We start from the raw sequence: 25,910 nt of genomic DNA on the forward strand, positions 1-25,910 counted from the left end.
GCTCTCAACGGCTCATTAACCATAATTGTTTTAACTCCATTAACGACGTTTTCCGCTGCATTCGGGGTGCGTCACGCAAGTATCTGACGTTGTTGGGGTATTTTTTTATCGTGATGGCGGGTCCAGCAAGGGTCCGAGGCCTGTGCGCGCTGTCCCTTCGCGCGGCCTTGTCATGCCTTGTGCTGATCGCCCTGGGCGGCACCAGGGCTCATGCCCAGACCGTCACATCAGACCTGTTCAGCCCGACCCGCTCCAGCCAGATCACATCGGCGGATTCGCCGTTGCGGCGGACGACGGCTGATGCCGGCACCCAAACCGGCGATGCCGGCAGCGACACGCGGCTGCGCGGTCAGGACGCGCCCGCGCCGTCGCGGATTGGACAGATCCCGCGCTACGGCAACGCCGCCGCCAGCGGCGCATCGGACTGGGGCTACGACTCGCTGAACCGCAAACGCAGGCAGACGAAATACTATCCGGGTCAGGCCAAACCGAAGCCGCCGGTCGGACCCGGCAATCCGCCGCCACCGCTGGCATCGGCCACGCTGCGGCTTTCGGTTCCGCCGTCGCAGTCCGCCAACAAGACGCCGATCGCACCCGCGATGGCCGGCACGGTGGTTGGCCAGCCCTTGCGCAAGCGGCTCAAGGTCGACGACGATCCGTTCGGCGCGGTCGGCGACTACGCCGGCGCCTTCCTGATCAAATCGGCGCTCGAACTCTCGGCCGGCTACGACACCAACCCGGCCCGCACGGCGGTGCCCCGCGGCTCGCCGTTCTATGTGGTCGCGCCCGAATTCCTCGCCGTCTCCGACTGGGAGCGCCACGCGCTGGTCGCCGACCTCAGAGGATCGTTCACCGGCTACGGCAACACCTTTCCGCCGCCGGCCGACGGCACGGTCTCGCCGGCGCCGGTCAATATCGATCGTCCGAATTTCACCGGCCATGTCGACGGCCGCCTCGACGTCACCAACGATACGCGCCTGCTGGCGCAGACGCGGTTGCAGGTCGCGACCGACAATCCCGGCAGCCCGAACATCCAGGCGGGGCTTGCCAGATATCCGGTCTATGCGTCGTTCGGCGGCACCTTCGGCGTCGACCACAACTTCAACCGGCTGCAGATCTCGGCCGGCGCCACCGTTGACCGTACCGCCTACACCGACTCCAAGCTGACCGACGGCACGTTCTCCAGCAACGACGACCGCAACTTCAACCAGTTCGGCGGCATCGGCCGCGTCAGCTACGACCTGATGCCGGGCCTCAAGCCGTTCATGGAAGTCGAGGGCGACAGCCGCGTGCATGACCTCAGGCTCGATCGCAACGGCTATGCGCGCGACTCCAGTGGCGGCTACATCAAGGGCGGCACCAGCTTCGAGTTCTCGCGGCTCTTGATCGGCGAAATCGGCGTCGGCTACGCCGCGCGCGACTATGTCGATCCCAGGCTCAACCGGCTCGAGGGCCTGCTGGTGTCATCCTCGCTGACCTGGACCGTGACGCCGCTGACGACGGCCAAATTCAATTCCGACACCGCGATCTCGGAGACCACGCTGCCCGGCACTTCGGGCGTGCTGACGCATACCTACACCGTCGAAGTCGATCACGACTTCCGCCGCTGGCTGACCGGGATCGGCAGGTTCACCTGGGGTTCGCTCGACTACCAGGGCGACAGCCGCCACGACAAGTTCTACTCGCTGTCCGGCGACGTGATCTACAAGATGAGCCGCAACATCTGGCTCAAGGGCACCCTGCGCCGCGACTGGCTGGATTCGAATCTGCCCGGCAACAGCACCGCGTCGACAGTGGTGATGCTGGGTGTGAGGTTGCAGAATTAGTTCCCCTCTATCCCTCCCCCTTGTGGGGAGGGTGGCGCGAAGCGCCGGGTGGGGGTAGCGCACGGCAGTGCGCGAAAAAGTGAATATGCGGAGAGAACCGCAATCCGTCACATCGCTTGCTTCAGCACTCTCAAAATCTCTTCCATCACGCCAGTGAGATTGGCATCGATGTCTGAATTCCAGAATCGAAGAACCATGAAGCCTTGTGATTTCAGAAACGCATCGCGCTCCTGGTCCGACCGCGCGCCGTCCGGCATGCCATGTTGACCGCCATCGGCTTCAATGACGAGTCGTGAGCGAAAAGAAACGAAATCGACGATATAAGGTCCGATCGGCGCCTGCCGCCGGAAATGAAAGCCAAGCGTTTTGATTTCGCGCAGCTTGACCCATAGTTTGACTTCCTGCGGCGTCAGCCGCTTGCGAAGTGCGCGGGCGTTCTCGTTGGCCAAGTCAACCTCCCGGAAGCGATTGGCCGAAGGTCGGAGATGATTGAGCTAAGGCATTTTTTGCACACTGCCGTGCGCGACCCCCACCCGGCGCTGCGCGCCACCCTCCCCACAAGGGGGAGGGATAAAGTAAGGCGAAGAGTTACCGCGGCAGCGTCGTCGACCCCATCAGGAACTGATCGATCGCGCGGGCGCAGAGGCGGCCTTCGCGGATCGCCCATACCACCAGCGACTGGCCGCGGCGCATGTCGCCGGCGGCGAACACGTTCGGCAGCGAGGTCTGGTAGTCCTGCAGGTTGGCGCGGACGTTGCCGCGCTGGTCGAGGTCGACGCCGAGCGTCTTCAACATGCCCTCGTGCACCGGATGCACGAATCCCATCGCCAGCAGCACCAGCTGGGCGTCGATATCGAATTCGGTGCCGGCGATCGGCTTGAACTTGTCGTCGACCTGCACGCAGTGCAGCTTCTGCACCTTGCCGTCCACGCCCGAAAATTTCTGCGTCAGCACTGCGAATTCGCGGCGCGCGCCTTCGGCCTGGCTCGACGAGGTCCGCATCTTCAGCGGCCAGTTCGGCCAGGTCAGGCCCTTGTTCTCATGCTCGGGCGGCGCCGGCATGATTTCGAGCTGGGTCACGGATTTCGCGCCCTGACGGAACGAGGTGCCGATGCAGTCCGAGCCGGTGTCGCCGCCGCCAATCACGACGACATGCTTGCCGTCGGCGAGGATGTCCTTGACGCCGCTCACCGGCTCCGAAGAGACGCGGCGGTTTTGTTGCGGCAGGAAGTCCATCGCGAAGTGAATGCCGTCGAGGTCGCGGCCGGGGATCGGCAGGTCGCGGCCGGCTTCGGCGCCGCCGGTCAGCGCCACCGCGTCATACTGGGTCATGAGTTCGCGCGGATCGAGCGCGCCCGAAACGTTGCCGCCGACATGGACGCCGTAATGGAAGGTGACGCCCTCGGCCTCCATCTGCGCCACGCGGCGGTCGATGATGTGCTTTTCCATCTTGAAGTCGGGAATGCCGTAACGGAGCAAACCGCCGGCCTTGGCGAACTTCTCGTAGACATGGACGTCATGGCCGGCGCGCGCGAGTTGTTGGGCTGCGGCAAGGCCCGCAGGACCGGAGCCGACGATCGCGACCTTCTTGCCGGACTTGGTCGCCGCGATCTCGGGCGGCAGCCAGCCATTGTCCCAGGCGCGATCGACGATGGCGCATTCGATGGTCTTGATGGTGACCGGGTTGTCGTCGATGTTGAGCGTGCAGGACGCTTCGCACGGCGCCGGGCAGATGCGGCCGGTGAATTCCGGGAAATTGTTGGTCGAATGCAGGTTGCGCGAGGCCTCTTCCCAGTTGTTCTGGTAGACGAGGTCGTTGAAATCGGGGATCTGGTTGTTGACCGGACAGCCCGGCGTACCCGGCTGAACCGAACCGGTGCCGTGGCAATAGGGGATGCCGCAATTCATGCAGCGCGCGGCCTGGTCGCGGGTGTCTTTCTCGCTCAGGGGAATGACGAATTCGCGATAGTGCTTCACGCGGTCGGCGACCGGCGCATACTTGCGGTCATGCCGGTCGATTTCCAGAAAACCTGTGATCTTGCCCATAACGCCCCTGCGACTTCTGCTTCGTCGTTCCCGTCATTCCAGGATGCGCCGCCGGCGCAGACCCGGAATCTCGATGATGATTTGCGAGGTTCCGGGTTCGCGCGGTGCGTGCCCCGGAACGACGCGTGGTGATGTCTAAGCCCCGATCGCGATCTTCGGCTCGGCGTCGGCGTTGGCCTTCAATTCCTTCAGCGCGCGGCGGTATTCCACCGGCATCACCTTGCGGAATTTAGGCAGCCACGTCTTCCAGTTCGCGAGGATCTCGGCGGCCTTCTTCGAATCGGTCAGCTTGGCGTGACGCGTGATCAGGATGTGCAACCGCTCGATGTCGGAGTCGAGCAGGTCCTTGAACACGTCGACCCGCCCGTGCGCTTCGAGGTCGCCGGCGTGGTGATAGGTATTCGCGTTGATCGTCTCTTCCGAGAGCACCGGTTCGAGCTCGACCATCGCCATGTTGCAGAGCTTGGTGAAATCGCCGGCCTCATCCAGCACGTAGGCGATGCCGCCGGACATGCCGGCCGCGAAGTTGCGCCCGGTCTTGCCCAGCACCACGACGATGCCGCCGGTCATGTATTCGCAGCAATGGTCGCCGGCGCCTTCGACGACCGCGATTGCGCCCGAGTTGCGCACCGCGAAGCGCTCGCCGGCGATGCCGCGGAAATAGCATTCGCCCTCGATCGCGCCGTACATCACGGTGTTGCCGACGATGATCGACTCTTCCGGCACGATGCCGGAATTCCTCGGTGGCTTGACGATGATGCGTCCGCCGGACAGGCCCTTGCCGACATAGTCGTTGCCTTCGCCTTCGAGCTCGAAGGTGACGCCCTTGGCGAGCCACGCGCCGAACGCCTGACCCGCCGTGCCCTTCAGGCCGACATGGATGGTGTCATGCGGCAGCCCGGCATTGCCGTAGATCTTCGCAATCGTCCCCGACAGCATCGCGCCGGCGGAACGGTCGGTGTTGTTGATCTCTTCTTCGATCCTGACCGGCGCGCCGCGGTCGATCGCGGCCCGCGCCTTTTCGATCAGCCGGCGGTCGAGCACGGCTTCGAGGTGATGGTTCTGGTTTTCGGCGTGATAGATCTTCTGGCCGGGTAATTCCTTCTGCCGCACGAACAGCTTTGAGAAATCGAGCCCCTTGGCCTTCCAGTGCGCCACCAGCGTGGACTGGTCGAGCATCTGGGTCTGGCCGACCATCTCGTTGAAGGTGCGGTAGCCGAGCTGCGCCATGATCTCGCGGACTTCCTCGGCGACGAAGAAGAAGTAGTTGATGACGTGCTCGGGCTGGCCAGTGAAGCGCTTGCGCAACACGGGATCCTGGGTCGCGACGCCGACCGGGCAGGTGTTGAGATGGCACTTGCGCATCATGATGCAGCCGGCCGCGATCAGGGGGGCGGTGGCGAAGCCGAACTCGTCGGCACCCAGGAGCGCGCCGATCACGACGTCGCGTCCGGTGCGGAAGCCGCCGTCGACCTGGACCACGATCCGGCTGCGCAGCCGTTCGCGCACCAGCGTCTGGTGGGTTTCGGCGAGGCCGATTTCCCATGGCGAACCCGCGTGCTTGATCGAGGTGAGGGGGGACGCGCCGGTGCCGCCTTCGAAGCCCGCGATGGTGACATGGTCAGCGCGCGCCTTGGCAACGCCCGCCGCGACGGTGCCGACGCCGATTTCGGAAACCAGCTTGACCGAGACCTGGCCGTCCGGATTGACGTTCTTGAGGTCGTAGATCAGCTGCGCCAGATCCTCGATCGAATAGATGTCGTGATGCGGCGGCGGCGAGATCAGGCCGACGCCCGGCGTCGAATGCCGTACGCGGGCGATTACCGCGTCGACCTTGTGGCCGGGCAGCTGTCCGCCTTCGCCGGGCTTGGCGCCCTGCGCCATCTTGATCTGCATCATGTCGGAGTTGACGAGATATTCCGTCGTCACGCCGAAGCGGCCCGAGGCGACCTGCTTGATCGCCGAGCGCATGCTGTCGCCGTTCGGCATCGGCTTGAAGCGATCGGACTCTTCGCCGCCTTCGCCGGTGTTGGACTTGCCGCCGATCCGGTTCATGGCGATCGCGAGCGTCGTATGCGCCTCGCGCGAGATCGAGCCGAACGACATTGCACCGGTGGCGAAACGCTTGACGATGTCCTTGGCCGGCTCGACCTGGTCGAGCTTGATCGGCTTGCGCTTCTCGTCCTCGGCGGTCTTGATCCGGAACAGGCCGCGCAGGGTCAACAACCGCTCGGACTGCTCGTTGAGAACCTTGGCGAATGCCTTGTAGCGCTCCAGCGAATTGCCGCGCGCGGCATGCTGCAGCAGGCCGACCGTCTCGGCGGTCCAGGCGTGGTCTTCGCCGCGGGTGCGGTAGGCATATTCGCCGCCGACATCGAGTGCCGACTTGTAGACCTGTGCGTCGCCGAACGCGTCGCCATGGCGGCGCACGGTTTCCTCGGCGATTTCGGCCAGACCCACGCCCTCGATGCGGGTGTGGGTGCCGGCAAAGTACTTGGCGACGAAATCGGCCTTGAGACCGACCGCGTCGAAGATCTGCGCGCCGCAATAGGACTGGTAGGTCGAGATGCCCATCTTGGACATCACCTTGAGCAGACCCTTGCCGATCGACTTGATGTAGCGCTTGACGAGTTCATAGTCGTCGAGCGAGCCGGGCAGACGGTCCTTCATCGCGATGATGGTCTCGAACGCCAGATACGGATTGATCGCTTCGGCGCCGTAACCGGCCAGACAAGCAAAGTGATGTACTTCGCGCGGCTCGCCGGATTCGACGACGAGGCCGACCGAAGTGCGTAGGCCCGTGCGGATCAGATGATGATGCACGGCGGCGCAGGCGAGCAGCGACGGGATCGGAATCCGGTCTGAGCCGGCCATGCGGTCGGACAGGATGATGATGTTGACGCCCTCGCGCACCGCACCTTCGGCACGTGCACAGAGTTCGTCGAGCACCTGTTCGAGGCCCGCCGCGCCGAAGCCGGCATGGAAGGTGGTGTCGAGCGTACGCGACTTGAAATGGCTGTCGGCAACATCGGTGATCGAGCGGATCTTCTCCAGATCGGCGTCGGTCAGGATCGGCTGGCGCACTTCGAGCCGCTTGGTCGAGGCGAGGCCCTGCAGGTCGAACAGGTTCGGCCGCGGTCCGATGATGGAAACGAGGCTCATCACCAGTTCTTCACGAATGGGATCGATCGGCGGGTTGGTGACCTGCGCAAAATTCTGCTTGAAGTAGGTGAACAGCGGCTTCGGCCGGTCCGACAGCGCCGAGATCGGCGTGTCGTTGCCCATCGAGCCCGCGGCTTCCTCGCCGGTCGACGCCATCGGCGTCATCAGGATGGTGATGTCTTCTTGGCTATAGCCGAACGCCTGCTGCCGATCGAGCAGCGGCAGGTTGGAACGCATGCCCTTGGTGGCGGCATCCGGCAATTCCTCGAGCTGAATCTGGGTGCGGTGCAGCCAGTCGGCGTAAGGATGGCTCTTGGCGAGCTCGGCCTTGATCTCGTCGTCGGGAATCAGGCGTCCCTGTTCGAGGTCGACCAGCAGCATCTTGCCGGGCTGCAGCCGCCACTTGGTGACGATCTGGTCCTCGGGGATTTTCAGCACGCCCATTTCGGACGCCATCACGATGCGGTCGTCCCTGGTGACGAGATAGCGCGCCGGGCGCAGGCCGTTGCGGTCGAGCGTGGCGCCGATCTGGCGGCCGTCGGTGAAGGCGATCGCGGCGGGGCCGTCCCACGGCTCCATCAGGGCTGCGTGATATTCGTAGAACGCGCGGCGCTGCTCATCCATCAGGGGATTGCCGGCCCACGCTTCCGGAATCATCATCATCACGGCGTGCGGCAGCGAGTAACCGCCCTGCACCAGGAATTCGAGGCCGTTGTCGAAGCAGGCGGTGTCGCTCTGGCCTTCGTAGGAGATCGGCCACAGCCTGGAGATGTCCTTGCCGTAGAGTTCGGAATGCACGGAAGCCTGTCGTGCCGCCATCCAGTTGACGTTGCCGCGCAGCGTGTTGATTTCGCCGTTATGCGCCACCATCCGGTACGGATGCGCCAGCGACCACGCCGGGAAGGTGTTGGTCGAGAAGCGCTGATGCACCAGCGCCAGCGCGCTCTCGAAATCCGCTTCGTGCAGGTCGGGATAATACTTGCCGAGCTGGTCGGCGAGGAACATGCCCTTGTAGATCACGGTGCGGCACGACATCGACGCCGGATAATAGCCGGCGAGGCCGCGCTCGCGGCGCTGGTAGATCGCCTGCGAGATCGACTTGCGCAGAATGTAAAGCCGGCGTTCGAATTCGTCCTCGGTCTTGGCGCCGCCGTTGCGACCGATGAACACCTGCATGTGGTAGGGCTCGGTCGGCTTGACGGTTTCACCCAGCGAAGAGTTGTCGGACGGAACGTCGCGCCAGCCGAGCAGCATCAGGCCTTCGGCCTTGATCTGTTCGGCGACGATGCTCTGGATGACTTTGCGCCACGCGGTTTCCTTCGGCAGGAACAGCGCGCCGATCGCATAGTCGCCGGGCTCCGGCAACTGGAAGCCGATCTCGGCGGCCTTGCGCTTGAAAAAGGCGTGCGGGATCTGCACCAGGATGCCGGCGCCGTCGCCGGCGCGCGGGTCGGCGCCGACCGCGCCGCGATGTTCGAGGTTGCACAGAATATTGATCGCATCCGAGACGATCTGGTGCGACTTCACGCCCTTGATGTTGGCGATGAAACCGACGCCACAGGAATCCTTTTCCAGGCTCGGGTCGTACATGCCCTCCGCCGGCGGACGCCAAGAAAATTCGCGCGGCGTATCGGTGTCGGCCGGTTTCGAAGCCGCGGTCGCCGACAGTGCTGCTGTCCCGATGTTTTCGCGCTCGAATTCCGACCCGCTCATCACAATCCTCTTAACTAGGTAAGGGCCACCGTTTGATCGACGCACCTTGGACGTTTGCGGCACCCACCGGGCCACCGCTCGTCCTCCGCGAGCCGTAATTTCCTAAATTCAGGCTTGGGCGTTCAACGTCCCTGAGGAACGGCCTTGCCTGTACTTCCCTGGAGCTCGAAGCACCCAGATTTCGTTGCAATCCCTGTGCCGGGACCGCCGCGCAATTGAGACAGTGATACTGTCCTAACTCTGACCATGCCAAATTTTTGTCTATCACACAAGCACGTGAGAGTCCTTGCCCGCATGGCTGATCCGTGCCGTTCGCGGGCTGAAACCGCCGCCCCGGATTTGAAGCAAACGCGCCGCGATCCGGCCCAAGGTCCGCCGGATTTTGCGACGAAATTCGCGAGGGGGACGAATGAATTCGCCCCCGGGAATGGCAGGCAAGAGGGCGAAAAGCTCGGGCCTTCGCATTCAGAGGCGTTGGGACTTACAGGAGCACTCACGATGAAGTTGTTCACCGGATGTTTGGCGGCGAGCCTGGTTCTGTTCGCGGCCGGCGCGCAGGCGCAGAGGTTGGCGCCCTATACGCCCGTCTCCGATTTTGGCGGTCCCTATGCGGCGATGCCGGATGCCCCAGGCGCGCCTTACGGCTCCGGCCCGCGGCTGCTGCCACCGGAAGAGGTTTATACGGTGGTGCGCGAGAACGGGTTCTCGCCGCTGGGCATCCCCCGGCAGCGCGGCTTCGTCTACGCGATCGAGGTGGTCGATCGCAGCGGTGAGAGCGGCCGGCTGATCGTCGATGCCCGTGACGGGCGGATCATCCGCTTCAGGCCCGGTTACACCATCGGGAACAATTTCAGCGAGGAGCCGGCGGTGATCCACGGCCAAAGCGGTCCGTTGCCGCCCGGCACCCCTGTCAGGGGCGAGCCGCGGCCGCCACGGGCGATCCCGCATGTGGCCAGCCGCACCGTGCCGGTGCCGAAGGCGAGCCCGCTCGCCGCCAAGCCGGACGTCAAGCCCGATGCCCAGCCTGAACCACAGCAGCAATCGGCGGCAGCGCAGTCGAAGCCGGCGGAGGCGCCAGCGGCTCCGCCGGCCGTCACGACCGGTCAGGCTCCGGCAAAGCCCGTGGCCGAGATTGCGCCGACCAAGGACCTGCCGAAGGTGCAGGGGCTGGAGTAGCTGTCGTCCCTGCGAAAGCAGGCAACTGTTATGAAGGCCGTGGTGCGAGGTAGGCTTTCCGGTCTCGCACCATGGCGTTGAGGGTCGTGAGGAGTTTTCGGGCTACGGCGATCAGGGCAAGTTTGGCGGGTTTACCGGCGGTGCGGAGCTTTTGGTAAAAAGCTTTAACCGAACCATCGCGGCGTACGGCGTTGAGAGCGGCCATGTAGAGAGCGTCGCGGACCCGCTTGCGGCCGCCACCGATGGCTCGTTTGCCGCGATATAGGCCGCTATCGACGTTAAGCGGAGCCAGACCAGCCAACGCAGCCACCTGCTTAGGCCCGACGCGACCGAGTTCGGGCATCTGGGCGATGAGCTGCATACAGGCGACAGGCCCGACGCCTGGTGCCGATCGTATCAGACGCGCGTCGTCGGATATCGTCGGCTCGGCCTTGATGAGGGTTTTGATCCTGGCCTCGATCGCCTTGACCTCGCCGTTGAGGAAGTCGATGAGGCGCGCAATGCTTTCGATCATGGCGGGATCACGCGTCTCGCTGCGCCGGTTCTTCTCCTGAGCCCGCATGTGGACCAGTTGATCGCGGCGTTTTGCGAGGAGTGACAGGGCGTTCCGGGCTGGATCTGGCGCCTGTTCGGAAGCCGGCGCCATCGTCCGCGCAAAGCCGGCGAGCATGTGGGCGTCAATCGCATCGGTTTTAGCCAGCCGTCCTCGCGCGCGGGCAAAGTCGCGAGCGCGGGCGGGATTGATGCGGGCAAACCGGATCCTGGCCCGATGCAACGCTTCGGCAAGTTCTCGGTCGTAGACGCCTGTGGCTTCGAATACGACAAAGACATTGCCGCATCGCCAACGCGCCACCTGCTCCGTGATGGCCTGTAGCGCGTTGGCGATGCGCTCGGGTTTGCCGACGGCATCATCAAAAATGTCGAGCGTATGCTTGGAGACGTCGATTCCGACGCAGCGAAGGGATAAGATCATGGGGCCTGTCCCTGTGATGCGAGGTCTGTTGGCGCAGCCTCGTGCAACTGTTCAGGTTAATGGTCGAAACGGGCGGGAGACCGAGCCGGCTTACGGCGTCATGCGCCAGGGACCCAACGGCTTCCCGCCCACCCCATCATGACAGACCCTGCACACACAGGGACCCATACCGCGTGATCTAACGATAAGGCGGGATGGGAGAGACCTTTCGTAAAACGACTGCCGGTGGCTATGGGTTCCTGCGCCCGTGCGCAATTGCGCACTAGGCAGGGACGACGGCTGCAACAAAAAATGCCCCGGTTTCCCGGGGCGTTTTCGTTTCGGCCAATATCTGCCGAAAGCCTTGATCGCGTTACGCGGCTACCGAAGCGTCGACCACCTGCGGGGCCTTGTTGCTGGACGAGATCGGAATGCTGCGGGGCTTCTTGGCCTCGGGAATCTCGCGGACGAGATCGACGTGAAGCAGGCCGTTCTCGAGCGAGGCGTTTTTCACCTGGACGAAGTCGGCGAGCTGGAAGGCGCGTTCGAAGGCGCGGGCGGCGATGCCGCGGTAAAGCACTTCGGATTTCTCGGCGCCGTTTTCGTTGGCGGATTTCTCGCCCTTGATCGTCAGGGTGTTTTCCTTGGCGACGATCGAAAGCTCGCCCTGCGAGAAGCCGGAGACCGCGACGCTGATGCGGTAGGCGTTCTCACCGGTGCGCTCGATATTGTAGGGGGGATAACCGGGGCTGCCGTCTGCGGTGGCCTGATCCAGCAGGTTGAAGAAGCGGTCGAAGCCGACGGTGGAACGATAGAACGGGGTGAGATCGTAGGTACGCATAGGGTAGTCCTCCATTGAGCGACTGTTGCAATTAACCCGCCCGCCATCGGGCCGGGCTTTCGTCTTGTGCAGCCTTCAGGTCCCGGTTCCGAAACACTGGTAGCGGCCTGCACAGAAGTGATATGGGAGGGGACAAACGGCGTTCAAGAGGGCCGCAAAGGCCTCCCTTTTTCGCCCTCCCGCCTTGATTTCCAGCCCTTTTCACCTATCCGGTTCCGGTCATGACGCTCGTCTCGATTCCCGCCAATCCGGTTCCGGAGGATGTTGTCTCGGGCACCATCAAGACGCCCGACGGCGCCGAATTGCGGTTTGCGCGCTGGGCGCCGCCGGCGGGCCGCAAGGGCACGGTCTGCGTCTTCACCGGGCGCAGCGAATCGATCGAGAAATATTTCGAGACGGTGCGCGACCTGCGCGACCGCGGTTTTGCGGTGGCGATGATCGACTGGCGCGGCCAGGGGCATTCGTCGCGGCGGTTGCGCGATCCGCGCAAGGGCTATGTCCGCGATTTCTCCGATTTCGAAGTCGACGTCGAGACCTTCGTGCAGCAGGTGGTGCTGCCGGATTGTCCGCCGCCCTATTTCGCGCTGGCGCATTCGATGGGCGGCGCCGTCATGCTGCGGATCGCGCATGCGGGCAAACGCTGGTTCGATCGCATGGTGCTGTCGGCGCCGATGATCGACCTGCCGGGCCGCGCCACTTCGTTTCCGGCGCGTGCGCTGCTTCGGATCATGCGGCTGACCGGCCAGGGCGGCCGCTACGTGCCCGGCGGCAGCGACGCGCTGACCGGTTCGGAATCCTTCGTCAACAATCCCTTCACCAGCGATCCCGTGCGCTTCGCCCGCAACGCCGCGATCCTCGAAGAAGACCCGACGCTCGGCATCGGTTCGCCGACGGTGGCCTGGGCCGATACCGCGTTCCGGGCGATGCACACCTTTCGCGGCGCCAACTACCCGTCGGAAATCCGCCAGCCGATCCTGATGCTGGCCGCCAGCAACGACAGCATCGTCTCGACCTCGGCGATCGAGGAGTTCGCCTATCACCTGCGCGCCGGCTCGCATCTGGTGATCGCGGGCTCCAAGCACGAAATCCTGCAGGAGCAGGACCGCTACCGCGCGCAATTCTGGGCGGCGTTCGACGCCTTCGTGCCCGGTACGCCGCTGTTCAAGTGATCAACTTGCCGGCGGTGACGGCAGGCGCGCGACGATCCGGGCCGGGAAACGCCGCTCGACGAACAGCGTTTTGACCTCGGCGACGCTAAGATAACGCTCGTCGCCGTCGCCCTTGCCCATGATACGCAACAGCACCGGCCATTCGCCCTTCATCAGTATGGGATAATAAAAGCGCGCTGCGTCGCCGGCGCGCTCGAGATTGGCCGCCATGTAGGTTTCGATTTCCTTGGCGTTGAGTCCGAGTTCCATGCCGCCGGCACCGTCAGGCCGATTCTTGCCGAACGTGCCGAGACGGACGATTTCGTCCTCATGCACATGCGCTTCGACGTCGAGAATGCGCGAGCCGGCGCCATGCTTGTCGAGCGGGCCGTTGCGCAACTCGTCCAGCACCGCGCCGAAGATGAAGCTCTTCAACGGATTGCCGTTCGCCATCTGCGCGACGCCGAAGGTCTCCATCCACACCTTGATCTTGCCGGCGCCGGTCTCGCCGCTGGCGAGGGTGATAGTTTCGGCGATCTTGGAAAGCGGCACGACGTGGCCGCCGACATAGCCGTTCGCGACCAGCGCGCGCAGGAACGGGCAGGGATTGTTGGGCGAAACGGCGGCGGCAGGTGCGGCGTCTGTCATGGCTCCAAATCCCTCAAAAGCAGCGGATGAAAAATATCCATCTGAGATGATGGACGGTGTTGAAAAGGCGAATTTATGGTCGTCGCACTACTTCTGGATGCAAGCCAAGTTTTCGCGGAATTCGAAGCCGTGTCAACTCAAGGCCTCACAACTCAGGGCCTCACAACTCAAGGCTTGGCAGGAACGATCCGCGATCAGGAATCCGCGGCGAGCCTGGGCGAAGATTCGATCAGCGCCACCTTACCGAAGGGGATGCCGGCCTTCAAAAGGCCCTCGCGGTAATGGGCGACGTCGCCTGCGGCTTTCCAGTGCAGATGCCGCATCATGCGCTCGACCGTCAGGTTCGGATAGTTGCTCAGCAGCACCTCGGCTGCGTTTTTCGCTTCCGCGGTCCGCCCCAATTGCGCGAGCGCCGCCGACCGTATCGCCAGCGCCTGCATCTGGTTGGGATTGAGATACAGTTCCTCGCGCGCCCAGGACAAAGCAGCGTCATATTGCCCCAGCAGATAATGACTGAACGCGTTCACGGCCGCCCATTGATATCGGGGGTCGGAGTTGCCGCGCTGCGCCGCCATCGAGAACATTTCGATGGCGTGCCGGTGTTCGCCGATCACGAGATGGCACATGCCGAGCACGCCACGGGCGCCCATGTCGTACGGGTTGAGGGCGACCGCCCGTTTGGCGGCGTCCATCGCCGCCTCGTAATGCCCCTGTACCGCGCTCACATAAGCGAGGATCTGAAACGCAAACGACGAACGCGGATCGAGCCGGACGCTGCTCTGCGCCAGCGACATCGCGGAATCCCACAATTCGCGCGTGCTGTGAATCCATCCGAACTGGATGCCCTGGATCTGGATGGTGGCGAGATAGGCGCGCGCGATCGACAGCGTCGGATCGAGCGCGATGGCTTCGCGGAACAGGCCGATCGAGGTTTCCCAGTCGTCCTTGGTCTGCAGATAGTAGTAGGACAGCCCCTTCAGGAAGCGATCCCACGCCGTCAGGTCGTTCGAGGACGGCCGCGGCGGCGCGGAGGCTTCCGCGCGGTAGATCTCGGCCGCGATCGCCGCCGACAGGCTGGTGGTGATTTCGTCCTGCATCGCGAACAGGTCGCCGATGTCGCGGTCAAACCGGCCGGTCCATAATTGTTCGCCGGTCTCGGGTGCGATCAGCTCCGAGGTGACGCGGATCTTGGTTCCGGCCCGCCGCACCGATCCCTGGATCAGGTAGGTGGCGTCGATTTCGCGGGCGATCAGCCGCGTGCTCTGGTTGTTACCCTTGAACGCGAAGGTCGAGTTGCGGCTGAGCACCCGGTAAAACGATTGCAGCGACAGCGCGTGGATCAGGTCCTCGGTCAGGCCGTCGGAAAAATATTCGTCGGCACCGTCGCTGAGATTGGCAAACGGCAGCACACCCACGATCGCGGTTCGATACTGGGCCGCGAGATTCGAGGTCTCGCTGGGAACCAGCCTGGATCCACGGCCGGCGCTGTCGGAGCCTTCGGGCTGCCAGGTCCAGACTTCGATCGGTTCCTCGATGTTCTTGAACCGGTGCGGCCCGGAATCGATCAGGGTCACGCTGAGCCGTTTGCCGGCCTCATGGCAGGCCTTGCCGGAAACCGCGATTCCGCCGGGGGCTGCGACCGATTCGAGGCGGACGGCGATGTTGACGTCGTCGCCGAACACCTCGTCTTCGTCGGCCATCACGTCGCCCATGTGGATGCCCATGCGGAACTGCATGACGCGATCGCCGGGGATGTGATTGTTGCGTTCGGCCATCAGCCCCTGCATCGCGATCGCCGCCTCGATGGCGCCGACGATGCTCGGAAATTCCAGCAGGAAGCCGTCGCCGGTATTCTTTACCAGCCGGCCGCCATGGTTGAGAATGACGGGGTAGATCGCGCCGCGATGGGCCTTGAACGTGGCATGCGTCCCCGCCTCGTCGGCTCCCATCATGCGGGAATAGCCGGCGACGTCAGCGCAGACGATGGCAGCCAGGCGTCTTTCCATGTCCCCAAGATATCCCAAAGGCTCCAGAACCGGCAGATACCAGTACGTGGTCGGTTACGTGATTCCAATGCTTATAAAATACGTCGCTTCCGGGGGAAGCCCAATCCGGCCACGATAGTATCATGATAGTAATGCAATTCGCCCGGAAATGGCACGGGGCAATCGGGCGCAAGGCTGCAGGGACAAGGGTTCCGGGAAACGGTCAGACGATGGACGGGACGCTCGGTATTCACCAATTGTGGCTCTTTATCCTCTCCGGATTGCTGCTCAATGTCACACCGGGGCCGGACACCGCCTATATTGTCGGGCGCAGCGTTCAGCTCGGCTGGCGCGGCGGGGCGGCGGCTGCGCTGGGGATAAGTTGCGGCTGCCTGGTTCATGTGTTTGGCGCCGCCATCGGCCTGTCGGCGCTGCTGATGGCGTCTTCGGCGGCGTTCGCTGTCGTAAAAATGGTCGGTGCTGCCTATCTGCTGTTCGCCGGCGTCCAGATGCTGCTGTCGCGGGCCCGTCCCGTCGCGGAGCCTTCGGCGAAAGCAGGCGAGACGTCACTGCGCCGGGTGTTCTGGCAGGGCGTCCTGACCTGTGCGCTCAATCCGAAGGTGGCGCTGTTTTTTCTCGCATTCCTGCCGCAATTTGTCGCGGCGGATTCGCCGCACAAGGCACTCGCGTTCCTGACGCTCGGCCTGATCTTCATCTCCAACGGCACGCTATGGTGCTTCACCGTGGCGGCGTTCGCGGCGCGGGCCGCCGGCCGGATCCGGCAATCGGCGGGCGCGATGGCCTGGATCAACCGCCTGCTCGGCGGGATGTTCGTCTATCTCGGTGTCCGCGTCGCCATGATGGATACGCGCTGAAGTCAGCCGTCACCGTTCGTTTCGGCCGTCACGTTTCAGGTGGTTATTTTCAGCAACGCATTGCCGGCAAGATAGACCCCGAGAACGATCATCGCGATCTGGAACCAGACCCGGAACATATCCGGCCGCAGCCGCGTGCGGACGGCCTGGCCGACGAACATGCCGGCGAAGGAGCACACCATCGCGACCGCACCCGGCAGCGCGGTGGCTGACGTCAGCAGGCCCTCGCTGGTCAGGTTGAAGCCGAGTGCCAGGGTCGCGACCGTGAAGAAGACGCCGAGCGCCTGGATCAGCTCTTCCTTCTCCATGCCGATCGCCTGCAGGTACGGCACCGAGGGAATGACCTGGACGCCGCTCGCCGCCGAAATCATGCCGGTGACGACGCCGACGATGCCGCCGACCCATTTCTCGTTCGCCGGCGCGACGGAGAAATTGAATTTGCTCAGGCTGATGATCGCATTGATCGCCAGCAACAGGCCGAGCACGATCGCCGTATAGCGCGCATAGGGGCCGGTCAGCGCACCGCCGTTCAGCCAGATGCCGGCCGCGGTTCCGATCAGGAGCGGCCACAGCCGCCGGAGAATGTCGCGCAGATAGGGGCCGCCGAAGGTCTGCCAGATATTGGTGACGATCGCGGGCACGATGACGATGGCGATGGCCTGGGCCGGCGGCATCGACACCGCGAGCAGGCCCATCGACACCGTCGGCAGGCCGAGCCCGAGGGCGCCCTTGACGAAGCCCGCCGTCAGGAAAGCGAACGCGATGAGAATGAGGAGGGAATCGAACATGGCGGATACATTGACCGATCGAACATGACGGCACAATCTGGAGATTACGGAGATAGCCTTCGTTCAGGCCGAAGCCTGACCGTCGTTGGCTCGCAATGACGGCCTAACGTGTGAAGGAGTGCGCCATGTCCCTGCGTTTCGATCTGGTCGACCTTCAACTCTTCATCGCGGTGGCCGAGACGCGCAGCATCACCAACGGCGCGCAGCGGCTTCATCTGGCGCTGGCGTCGGCCAGTGAGCGGATCAAGGGACTGGAACAGGCGCTCGGCGTCGTGCTGCTGGTGCGCGGCCGCCGCGGCGTCGAACTGACGCCGGCGGGCGAAAGCCTGCTCGATCATGCCCGGATCGTGATCCATAATGTCGAGACGTTGCGCGGCGATCTGCTGGCGTTTGCCCGCGGCGTCAAGGCCACCGTGCGCTTCCTCGCCAACACCTCGGGCCTGTCGGAATATCTGCCGAAGACGCTGGCGGCCTTCCTCGGCCAACACCCGCACATCTCGATCGACGTCGAGGAGCGCGAAAGCGGCGACATCGCCCATGCCATCCTGACCGGCGCCGCCGATCTTGGCCTCGCCGCCGAGCACGCGCTGCCGGACAATATTGAACGCATCCCGTTCAGCGAAGACCGCTTGGTGCTGGTCACCGCGCGCGGCGACGAACTGGCGGGCAGGCGGCAGGTCGATTTCAGCGAGGTGGTCGAGCGGGATTTCGTTGGCTTGATCACTTCGAGCGCGCTGCACGCCCATGTCACCGGCCATGCCGCGCGGCTCGGCGCCCGGCTGCGGTTTCGGGCGCGAATGAACAATTTCGACGCCATCGGCGAGATGGTCGCCGCCGGCATCGGCGTCGCGGTGATGCCGGAGGTCGCGGCGAAGCGCTGCGCGCGCGCGATGAAGATCAACGTTGTCAGGATCAGGGATCCCTGGGCCAACCGGCGGCTGGCGATTTGCGCCCGCAGCTTCAAGGCACTGCCGCGGCCGGCGAAACAGCTCGCCGACCATCTGCGTGCGGCCGCACCGTAACGTTTACTTCATCGCCGTCTCAAGCCCTGCCGCCTTGATGACCCGCGCCCACTTTTGGCTCTCGGCCGTGATGTAATCACGGAAATGCTTCGGCCGGTCACCGGCGACCGTGAGGCCCTGATCGGCCAGTTTCTGCTTCACCTGCGGATCGTCCATCGCCTGGTTGGCGACGGCATTGAGGATGTTGACGATATTTTCAGGCGTCCCGCCCGGGGCGATCATGCCGTACCAGTTCTGGATCAGGAGATCCGGCATGCCGACCTCGGCGGTGGTCGGCACGTCGGGCGCGGTCGGCGCGCGTTCGGGCGCACCGAGCGCAATGGGGCGCAGGCTGCCGGCCTTGATGTGCGGCAAGATCACCGGCAGGTCGAGGAACGCCATTTGCACCTGCTGGCCGAGCAGATCGTTGATGGCGGGCGCGGCACCCCGATAGGGGATGTGGACGATGTCGATGTTGGCCGTCAGCTTGAGCAGTTCGCCGGCCAGATGCGGCAGGCCGCCGACGCCGGCGGACGCGAAATTGAGCTTTCCGGGTTGGGCTTTGGCGAGCGCGACCAGCTCGTCCATGTTTTTGGCGGGAACGTTGCTGGCAACGACCAGCATCTCCGGCACCGTCGTCACCAGGGTGATCGGCGCGAAATCCGTATTGACGTTATACGGCACCCTTTCCATGGTCGGGTTGATCACGAGCGAACTCGCGCTCACGATTCCGATCGTGTAGCCGTCGGGTGCCGCCTTCGCGACCGCATCGGTGCCGAGCACGCCGCCCTGGCCGCCGCGGTTGTCGATAATGATCGGTTGCTTGGTGATCTCCGACATTCGCTGGCCGACCACGCGCGCGATGATGTCGTTGGGTCCGCCGGCCGGGAACGGCACGATCAGTTTGATCGGCTTGGTCGGAAAATCCTGCGCTGCGGCCAGCGCCGGCAACAGCACAAGCGACAATCCGGCCGCCAGTGCCCCCAAAATCCTCATGCAAGCCTCCCTGCGCAGATGTCTGATGCGTCTGTCGCGTCGATGTCTGTATAGCAAATTTCAGCCGATGGGTTGCGTCATCTCGCTAATCGCGCAGGAGTTCATCGGTTGCAGCGAGCCGGACCGGCTTTGGCGTGATGAGGTTGCTCCAGACCCAATGATGATGGCGCATGACGCCGATCGCGTCGAGATGCGGGCGGTCGCTCAGCGTATGGGCGTCGGTCACCACGACGACGTTGTGATGGCGGGAGACCGCCGACCGGATGGTCGCATCGATGCACAGATCGGTGGCCCAACCGGTCACCAGGACCCGATCCGGCGCGATGGCGTCGAGGCGGGCCTGCAGGTCGGCGCCGGCGAACGGATCGTTCATGGTCTTTTGAACGACGATGTCGGCTGGATCGCGAACCAGTTCGGGAAGCAGCGCCCAGCCCGGCCTTTGCGGCTCGAAGTCGTCGCCCTTGTCGCCGCAGTGCTGAACGAAGATGACCGTGCCGGATTGGTTGCGAACCCGGGCGGCGAGCCGATTGATGCGATCGATGACGCCGGGCAGGTCGTGTTTGGGGGCGCCGCTGAGAAGCCCGACCTGCATATCGACGACGAGCATTGCGTCCATCGGGTACCTGTTTGGTCGGGGGCCCTAGCTATTGAGCAGTTTCAGCGCTGCCTCGTGCACGCGGGCGTCGCCGGCGGCGACGATGCGGCCGCCGTTCTGGGCGGGCTTGCCTTCCCAGTTGGTGACGACGCCACCGGCGCCGGTGATGATCGGGATCAGGGCTGCGATGTCATAGGGCTTCAGTTCGGTTTCGACCACGAGGTCGAGGTGGCCGGCTGCCAGCATGCAGTAGGAGTAGCAATCGCCGCCGTAGCGCGACAGCCGCACTTCTTTTTCGATGCGGCCGAAAACCTCGCGGTCGGCGGCGTTCATCAATAGCGGGCTGGTGGTGTAGGAGGTCGCTTCCTTCAGCGAGGCGCAGCGCCGCACCGACAATTTTCGTTCGCCCGACGGTCCGGAATAATGCGCCGAGCCAGAGTCGCCGTAAAAGCGCTCGCCGATATAGGGTTGGTGCATCATGCCGAACACCGGCGTGCTCTTGTGCAGCAGTGCGATCAGTGTGCCCCAGATCGGAAAGCCCGCGATGAAGGATTTGGTGCCGTCGATCGGATCGAGCACCCAGACATACTCTGCATCCTCGCGCTCGCTGCCGAATTCCTCGCCGACGATGCCGTGCTGGGGAAAGTTGGCCTTGATCAGGCGGCGCATGACGGCTTCGGCGGCGCGGTCGGCCTCCGTGACAGGATCGAAATCGCTGGTGCTCTTGTTGTCGACCAGGAGCGAAGTCCGGAAAAACGGCAAAATGGTTTCGCCGGAGGAGGTGGCAAGGCGGCCGATGAAGGCTGTAAAATCGATGACCGTCACGGCTGATCCCTGGAAAAGCGCGGGGGGCCCGCGCGCGCGAATTCTCGTTCTTGCCTAGCTCAATCCTGCGGCGTGCGCACGAATAACGGTGCGTTTTCCCACCCCCATCGGGGATGTCTGGCTTTCGAATCAGCTTCGCTTTGGCGTTTATTTTCAGTGACTCCGTCAATCACGAAAGCGAGATGTCTGTGGATCATGGCTGATCTGCAACACCCGCGGGGCGACAAATGTGAAAATAAGTATTTGAAAATACTAAAGAAAATATCATTTAGCCGACCTGTTGCATATTCGCCAGCCCGGCCAGGAATGCGCAGCAAATGTTTCGAAAACTCTTGCGTTTTGTGCAGCGCGGTCGCATATTGTTGCGGTGCGGTAGCGCCTCGCGCTATCGCTGCCCTCCTTGGGCGTTTCCTCCCTAGACTTGGGCCGCTTGTTCATTCAAGCGGCCCTTTTTTCTTTGGGCTAGTTGTCATTCCGGGGCGCGCGTAGCGCGAACCTCAGATGCGCAATGTCGAGGTTCCCCGATGCGCAATTGCGCATCTAAGGTTCGATGCTTCGCATCGCTCCGGAACGACGACCAAGAGTCTCTACTCCGCGGCGGCCTGGAACGGGCCGAGATCGCCGAGCGGAACTTTTGCCAGCGCGTCGGCCAGTGTGGTGAAATCGGCGGCCACCTGCGCAAAGCGCGCCGATCGTTCGCGGCGACGTTCATCCATATAGATCGCGCGGTTGAGTTCGAGTTGCACGGTGTGCAATCCGCTCGCCGGGTTGCCGTAATGCTCGGTGATGAAGCCGCCGGCATAGGGCTTGTTTCGCCCGATCGAATAGCCAAGCCCGCTCATGATTTCCTCGACGAGGTCAGGCAGCACGCTGGCGCAACTGGTGCCGTAGCGGTCGCCGATCACGATATCGGGCCGCCGCGGTTCGTCGCGCGACACGCCGACCGACGGCATCGAATGACAATCCATCAGGATCACGGTGCCGAACGCCTGGTGGGCCTTGTTGATCAGCCGCCTCAGCGCGCGGTGATAGGGCTTGTAGAGCGCCTCGATCCGTCCCAGCGCCTCGTCGACATTGATCCGCTCGCGGTAGATTTCCTGCCCGTCACCGACCACGCGCGGGATGGTGCCCAGCCCGCCGGCGACCCGCATCGAGCGGGTGTTGGCAAAGCTCGGCAGCCGGCCGTTGAACATGCGCGGATCGAGTTCATAGGGCTCCCGGTTCACGTCGACATAGGAGCGCGGGAAATTGACCCGCACGGTCGGAAAACCGCGGTCGGAGAGATCGGCGATCAGCTCGTCCATGAAGGAATCCTCGGAGCGGCGCAGGCTCGCGAGGTCGATGCGGGAAGCGTTGAGAAAATCCGGCGGATAGACCGAGCCGGAATGCGGTGAGTTGAAGATGATCGGCGCCCGCCAGTCGGCCGGCTCCATGATCTCGAACGGAGGCGATAATTCACCTTCAAACTGGGTCATCGCCGGGCGCTATCCCTGAGATCCGCATTTCCCTGAGCTTAATCGACAAACCAGCCGATTCTGCCGGAAAACGGAAGTTTTATGTGGGCGGCATTGTCGGTAATCGCAATCATTCTGCCAAGCGAAAAAAGCCGCAAAGCTGTTGGAACAGGTCTCAAACGCGCCAAACCGCCCGCCAATGTTGATCTCAGGTGCATTCGGGTACAGAAATAGCCGCTCGCGCCATCCTCTGCGTGCCGCCCCTTCACCCGATATTTACCGTCTGTCGGGCTTAGTGGGCGGAGCGATCTTCCAGCCGGATTCGACGACAGTCAGAGTAGTCAGAGTACCATGCATAAAATCCTTCTCGCCGAAGACGACAACGACATGCGCCGCTTCCTGGTGAAGGCGCTGGAAAACGCCGGATTTCAGGTCTCGCCCCACGACAACGGCATGTCGGCCTATCAACGGCTGCGGGAGGAGCCGTTCGAGATGCTGCTGACCGACATCGTGATGCCGGAAATGGACGGCATCGAGCTGGCGCGCCGCGCCTCGGAACTCGATCCAGACATCAAGATCATGTTCATCACCGGCTTTGCCGCAGTCGCCCTGAACTCCGATTCGGATGCGCCGAAGAACGCCAAGGTGCTGGCCAAGCCCGTCCACCTCCGCGAATTGGTCAGCGAAGTGAACAAGATGCTGGCGGCCTGATTCGGCGCCATTTCGGGTCGAAAACACTGCAGAAATTAGCTCCAAGCGTCCTTGCCGGGGCGCTTTGGAGCCGATATACGGACCCGACCCAATACGGACTAATAGCTAGGTTGGGATGACCAAGGTCATCCTGGGCTAGGGCGCGTAGCTCAGCGGGAGAGCACTACCTTGACATGGTAGGGGTCACAGGTTCGATCCCTGTCGCGCCCACCACGCTTCGCCCTGACGGGCTACGCGTGGCGCAGCCACGCAAGAGACCGCCAGGACGAGGCGTGTCCGGCGTAGCTGTAGCGAAGCGAAAGCGTAGACGGACTTCCTCAGCCGAAGCCACTTGGCGAAAGCGGGCTTTCGGCCGCGAGCTACGGCTCGGCAAGTCACGCATTGATCCCAAAGATCGACGCCCTGGACGCTATCCCTTGTTCTTCTGGTAGCCGTCGACATAGACCGCCGCCAGCAGCACCAGTCCCTTGACGACGTATTGCCAGTAGATCCCGATGCCGAGGATCGACATGCCGTTGTTCATCACGCCCATGACGAAGGCGCCGATCACGACCCCCATCACCTTGCCGACGCCGCCGGAAGCGGAGGCGCCGCCGATGAAGCAGGCCGCGATGACGTCGAGTTCGAAGGAATTGCCGGCGCTCGGCGTTGCCGAGTTCAATCGTGCCGCGACGATCAACCCGGCAAGGCCGGCCAGCGCGCCCATATTGACGAAGGTCAGGAAGATCAGCCGCTCGGTCCGGATGCCGGAGAGCTGCGCCGCCATCCGGTTGCCGCCGAGCGCATAGATGCGGCGTCCGATCGTCATGCGCTGCGTCACGAACATATAAAGCAGGATCAGCGCGCTCATGATGATCAGCACATTGGGCAGGCCGCGATAGGAGGCCAGCAGATAGCAAAATGCAACGATGAGAATGGCGAACACGGCGTTCTTGGCGATGAACAGCGCCAGCGGTTCGGTCTCCATCGTATGCGCCCTGGCCCGGCGCCAGCGGCGCGCGCTGGTGAAGATCAGCAAGGCGGCGCCGACGAGGCCGATCAGCATCGAGGTCCAGCGGAAGTTGGCGCCCAAGGCGTCGCCGAACAGCGCCAGCAGCGGCGCGCTGACGAAATCAGGGATGAAGCCGGAGCTGATGCTCTGGAAATCCTTCGGGAACGGACCGACGAACTGGCCGAGCAGGATGTTGCCGGTGAGCCCGCGAAACACCAGCATGCCGCCGAGCGTCACGATGAAGGACGGAATTCTGGCGTAGGCAACGAAATAGCCCTGCGCCGCGCCGATCAGGCCGCCGGCCACCAGCGAAATGCCGACCACCGGAACCCACGGGATCTTGTAATCGACCATCATGGTCGCGGCGATGGCGCCGACAAAGCCGACGATCGAACCGACCGACAGGTCAATGTTGCCGCCGACGATGATCAAGAGCATGCCGAGCGCCATGATCACGATATAGCTGTTCTGCAGAATCAGGTTGGTGATGTTGACCGGCGCCAGCAGCACACCGTTGGTCAGATATTGGAACAGCGCCATGATCACCAGCAATGAACCGAGCAGGCCGTAGTCGCGCAAATTGCTGGTCCAGACGCCGGCGCCGTTGGTATTGTTGCCGGAATTTTTGGCCGCGTCCTGTTTCATGGCGCGGTCCCGTGTTGTCGCATGATCGCGGCCATGATTTTTTCCTGGCTGGCCTCGAAGACCGGCATCTCATCGATGATGCGGCCTTCGTTCATGACATAGAGGCGGTCGCAGATGCCGAGCAGTTCGGGCATTTCCGACGAAATCACGATCACGCCTTTGCCTGACGCCGCGAGGTCGTTGATGATGGTGTAGATCTCGTACTTGGCGCCGATATCGATGCCGCGGGTCGGTTCGTCGAGAATCAGCACGCAGGGATCGGCGAACAGCCACTTGCCGAGCACCACCTTCTGCTGATTGCCGCCCGACAGCGTCAGCGCCTTCTGCAAAATGCCGGACGAGCGGATATTCAGTTTGGAACGATATTTTTCCGCAACCCCGGTTTCCCTGTCGTCATCGATGACGCCGTAGCGGGAGACGCCGGCGAGATTGGTGAGCGTGATGTTGCTCTTGATGTCTTCGCCGAGGATCAGGCCGAGGTTCTTGCGGTCTTCCGTCAGGTAGGCAAGGCCGCCGGCGACCGCCTTTTGTATAGAACCGAGATCGACTTCGCGGCCCTGTATGAAGGCCTGACCGGTGACGTTGCGGCCATAGGCGCGGCCGAACACGCTCATGGCCAGTTCGGTGCGCCCGGCGCCCATCAGGCCGGCGATGCCGACGACCTCGCCCCGCCTGACATGAAGGCTGACGCCCTTGATCACTTCGCGGCCGGCATGCTGCGGATGCTCGACGCGCCAGTTCCTGATCTCGAACAGCGTGTCGCCGATTTTTGCTTCGCGGTACGGATAGCGTTCCGACATTTCGCGGCCGACCATGCTCTTGATGATGCGTGCCTCGCTGATCGGGCCGCTGCGGGCGTCGATGGTCTCCACCGTAGAGCCGTCGCGCATCACGGTGATGGAGTCGGCGACTTCGGCGAGTTCGTTGAGTTTGTGGGAAATCAGGATCGAGGCGATGCCCTGGCTCCTGAATTCCTTCAGCAACTGGAGCAGCGCTTCGCTGTCGCTTTCGTTCAGGCTGGCGGTCGGTTCGTCCAGGATCAGCAGGCGGACTTTCTTGGCCAGCGCCTTGGCGATCTCGACCAGTTGCTGCTTGCCGACGCCGAGATGGGTGATCAGCGTATCCGGCGTTTCGTTCAATCCGACCTTGGCGAGCAGCTCGCGGGTGCGGCGGAAGGCCTCGTCCCAGTCGATGATGCCCATCGTTCCGGGTTCGTGGCCGAGAAAGATATTTTCCGCAATCGACAGCAGCGGCACCATCGCCAGCTCCTGGTGGATGATGATGATGCCGAGCCGTTCGCTGTCGGCGATAGTGGCGAACTGCCGCTTCTCGCCGTCATAGAAGATGTCGCCCTCGTAGGCGCCGTGTGGATAGACGCCGCTGAGGACCTTCATCAGCGTCGATTTGCCGGCGCCGTTCTCGCCGCAGATCGCGTGAATTTCCCCGGCCTGAACGGTGAGATTGACGTTGCGCAGCGCTTTCACGCCAGGAAAGCTCTTGGATATGCCTCGCATTTCCAGAATGGCGGTCAT

General features: G+C 63.3%; 20 protein-coding genes and 1 tRNA gene. 7 read left to right on the forward strand and 14 right to left on the reverse strand.

Going from position 1 to position 25,910, the window contains the following annotated elements; translation table 11 throughout:
• Positions 1-113: 113 nt before the first annotated feature.
• Positions 114-1,826, forward strand: a complete 1,713-nt coding sequence (locus BLS26_RS24130; RefSeq protein WP_092515105.1) for an outer membrane beta-barrel protein — start codon at positions 114-116, stop codon at positions 1,824-1,826.
• A gap of 107 nt (positions 1,827-1,933) precedes the next feature.
• On the opposite strand, the gene BLS26_RS24135 is transcribed toward BLS26_RS24130, so the two are convergent.
• The 3 genes from BLS26_RS24135 to gltB all read right to left on the reverse strand — a co-directional run bounded on the left by BLS26_RS24135 (position 1,934) and on the right by gltB (position 8,747).
• The gene (locus BLS26_RS24135; protein ID WP_092515106.1) at positions 1,934-2,275 is read right to left on the reverse strand and encodes an endonuclease domain-containing protein; all 342 of its coding nucleotides are present in this window, start codon (positions 2,273-2,275) and stop codon (positions 1,934-1,936) included.
• Between the two features lie 139 nt (positions 2,276-2,414).
• The gene (locus BLS26_RS24140; protein WP_092515107.1) at positions 2,415-3,872 is read right to left on the reverse strand and encodes a glutamate synthase subunit beta; all 1,458 of its coding nucleotides are present in this window, start codon (positions 3,870-3,872) and stop codon (positions 2,415-2,417) included.
• 135 nt (positions 3,873-4,007) lie between these two features.
• Positions 4,008-8,747 (reverse strand): glutamate synthase large subunit, encoded by a 4,740-nt coding sequence (gene gltB / locus BLS26_RS24145; RefSeq protein WP_092515108.1) that lies wholly within the window; start codon positions 8,745-8,747, stop codon positions 4,008-4,010.
• A 498-nt stretch (positions 8,748-9,245) separates the two neighbouring features.
• On the opposite strand from gltB, the gene BLS26_RS24150 reads away from it, so the two are divergent.
• The gene (locus BLS26_RS24150) at positions 9,246-9,923 is read left to right on the forward strand and encodes a hypothetical protein (protein ID WP_092515109.1); all 678 of its coding nucleotides are present in this window, start codon (positions 9,246-9,248) and stop codon (positions 9,921-9,923) included.
• Positions 9,924-9,951: 28 nt separating this feature from the next.
• Here BLS26_RS24150 and BLS26_RS24155 read toward each other — a convergent pair whose 3' ends face one another.
• Complete coding sequence (locus BLS26_RS24155; RefSeq protein ID WP_092513248.1) at positions 9,952-10,896, reverse strand: IS110 family transposase; 945 nt, start codon at positions 10,894-10,896, stop codon at positions 9,952-9,954.
• A 352-nt stretch (positions 10,897-11,248) separates the two neighbouring features.
• Entirely contained in the window at positions 11,249-11,716 is a 468-nt protein-coding gene (locus BLS26_RS24160; protein ID WP_172804678.1) for an Hsp20 family protein, read from the reverse strand.
• A gap of 221 nt (positions 11,717-11,937) precedes the next feature.
• Between BLS26_RS24160 and BLS26_RS24165 the strand changes: the two genes are divergently transcribed.
• Positions 11,938-12,885 (forward strand): alpha/beta fold hydrolase, encoded by a 948-nt coding sequence (locus BLS26_RS24165; protein ID WP_092515111.1) that lies wholly within the window; start codon positions 11,938-11,940, stop codon positions 12,883-12,885.
• Here BLS26_RS24165 and BLS26_RS24170 read toward each other — a convergent pair whose 3' ends face one another.
• Together BLS26_RS24170 and BLS26_RS24175 are read right to left on the reverse strand one after the other, a co-directional pair.
• Positions 12,886-13,512, reverse strand: a complete 627-nt coding sequence (locus BLS26_RS24170) for a hypothetical protein (RefSeq protein ID WP_092515112.1) — start codon at positions 13,510-13,512, stop codon at positions 12,886-12,888.
• 194 nt (positions 13,513-13,706) lie between these two features.
• Entirely contained in the window at positions 13,707-15,518 is a 1,812-nt protein-coding gene (locus tag BLS26_RS24175) for an adenylate/guanylate cyclase domain-containing protein (RefSeq protein ID WP_092515113.1), read from the reverse strand.
• Between the two features lie 209 nt (positions 15,519-15,727).
• On the opposite strand from BLS26_RS24175, the gene BLS26_RS24180 reads away from it, so the two are divergent.
• Entirely contained in the window at positions 15,728-16,372 is a 645-nt protein-coding gene (locus BLS26_RS24180) for a LysE family translocator (RefSeq protein WP_092515114.1), read from the forward strand.
• 35 nt (positions 16,373-16,407) lie between these two features.
• Here the strand turns inward: BLS26_RS24180 and BLS26_RS24185 are convergent, their stop codons facing one another.
• Positions 16,408-17,160: a sulfite exporter TauE/SafE family protein gene (locus BLS26_RS24185; RefSeq protein ID WP_092515115.1), complete on the reverse strand. Its 753-nt coding sequence runs from the start codon at positions 17,158-17,160 to the stop codon at positions 16,408-16,410.
• Between the two features lie 131 nt (positions 17,161-17,291).
• Between BLS26_RS24185 and BLS26_RS24190 the strand changes: the two genes are divergently transcribed.
• Positions 17,292-18,182: a LysR substrate-binding domain-containing protein gene (locus BLS26_RS24190; protein ID WP_092518506.1), complete on the forward strand. Its 891-nt coding sequence runs from the start codon at positions 17,292-17,294 to the stop codon at positions 18,180-18,182.
• Positions 18,183-18,185: 3 nt separating this feature from the next.
• Here BLS26_RS24190 and BLS26_RS24195 read toward each other — a convergent pair whose 3' ends face one another.
• The 4 genes from BLS26_RS24195 to BLS26_RS24210 form a co-directional block, all read right to left on the reverse strand.
• On the reverse strand, positions 18,186-19,157 hold the full coding sequence (locus tag BLS26_RS24195) for a tripartite tricarboxylate transporter substrate binding protein (RefSeq protein WP_092515116.1): 972 nt from the start codon (positions 19,155-19,157) through the stop codon (positions 18,186-18,188).
• Between the two features lie 85 nt (positions 19,158-19,242).
• On the reverse strand, positions 19,243-19,773 hold the full coding sequence (locus tag BLS26_RS24200; protein WP_092515117.1) for an isochorismatase family protein: 531 nt from the start codon (positions 19,771-19,773) through the stop codon (positions 19,243-19,245).
• Positions 19,774-19,797: 24 nt separating this feature from the next.
• Positions 19,798-20,577 carry a histidinol-phosphatase gene (gene hisN, locus BLS26_RS24205; RefSeq protein WP_092515118.1) on the reverse strand — a complete coding sequence of 260 codons (780 nt, stop codon included), beginning with the start codon at positions 20,575-20,577 and terminating at the stop codon, positions 19,798-19,800.
• Between the two features lie 587 nt (positions 20,578-21,164).
• Positions 21,165-22,052 carry an N-formylglutamate amidohydrolase gene (locus tag BLS26_RS24210; protein WP_092515119.1) on the reverse strand — a complete coding sequence of 296 codons (888 nt, stop codon included), beginning with the start codon at positions 22,050-22,052 and terminating at the stop codon, positions 21,165-21,167.
• Between the two features lie 330 nt (positions 22,053-22,382).
• Between BLS26_RS24210 and cpdR the strand changes: the two genes are divergently transcribed.
• Together cpdR and BLS26_RS24220 are read left to right on the forward strand one after the other, a co-directional pair.
• Positions 22,383-22,742 (forward strand): cell cycle two-component system response regulator CpdR, encoded by a 360-nt coding sequence (cpdR, locus tag BLS26_RS24215; protein ID WP_057852005.1) that lies wholly within the window; start codon positions 22,383-22,385, stop codon positions 22,740-22,742.
• 138 nt (positions 22,743-22,880) lie between these two features.
• Positions 22,881-22,955: transfer RNA gene (locus tag BLS26_RS24220), tRNA-Val, on the forward strand.
• Positions 22,956-23,151: 196 nt separating this feature from the next.
• On the opposite strand, the gene mmsB is transcribed toward BLS26_RS24220, so the two are convergent.
• Together mmsB and mmsA are read right to left on the reverse strand one after the other, a co-directional pair.
• Positions 23,152-24,378, reverse strand: coding sequence for a multiple monosaccharide ABC transporter permease (mmsB, locus tag BLS26_RS24225; RefSeq protein WP_092515120.1), 1,227 nt, complete (start codon positions 24,376-24,378; stop codon positions 23,152-23,154).
• Entirely contained in the window at positions 24,375-25,910 is a 1,536-nt protein-coding gene (gene mmsA, locus BLS26_RS24230; protein ID WP_092515121.1) for a multiple monosaccharide ABC transporter ATP-binding protein, read from the reverse strand. The genes mmsB and mmsA overlap by 4 nt, the downstream gene beginning before the upstream one ends.

The sequence above is a fragment of the Afipia sp. GAS231 genome, from assembly GCF_900103365.1.
Classification (GTDB): domain Bacteria; phylum Pseudomonadota; class Alphaproteobacteria; order Rhizobiales; family Xanthobacteraceae; genus Bradyrhizobium.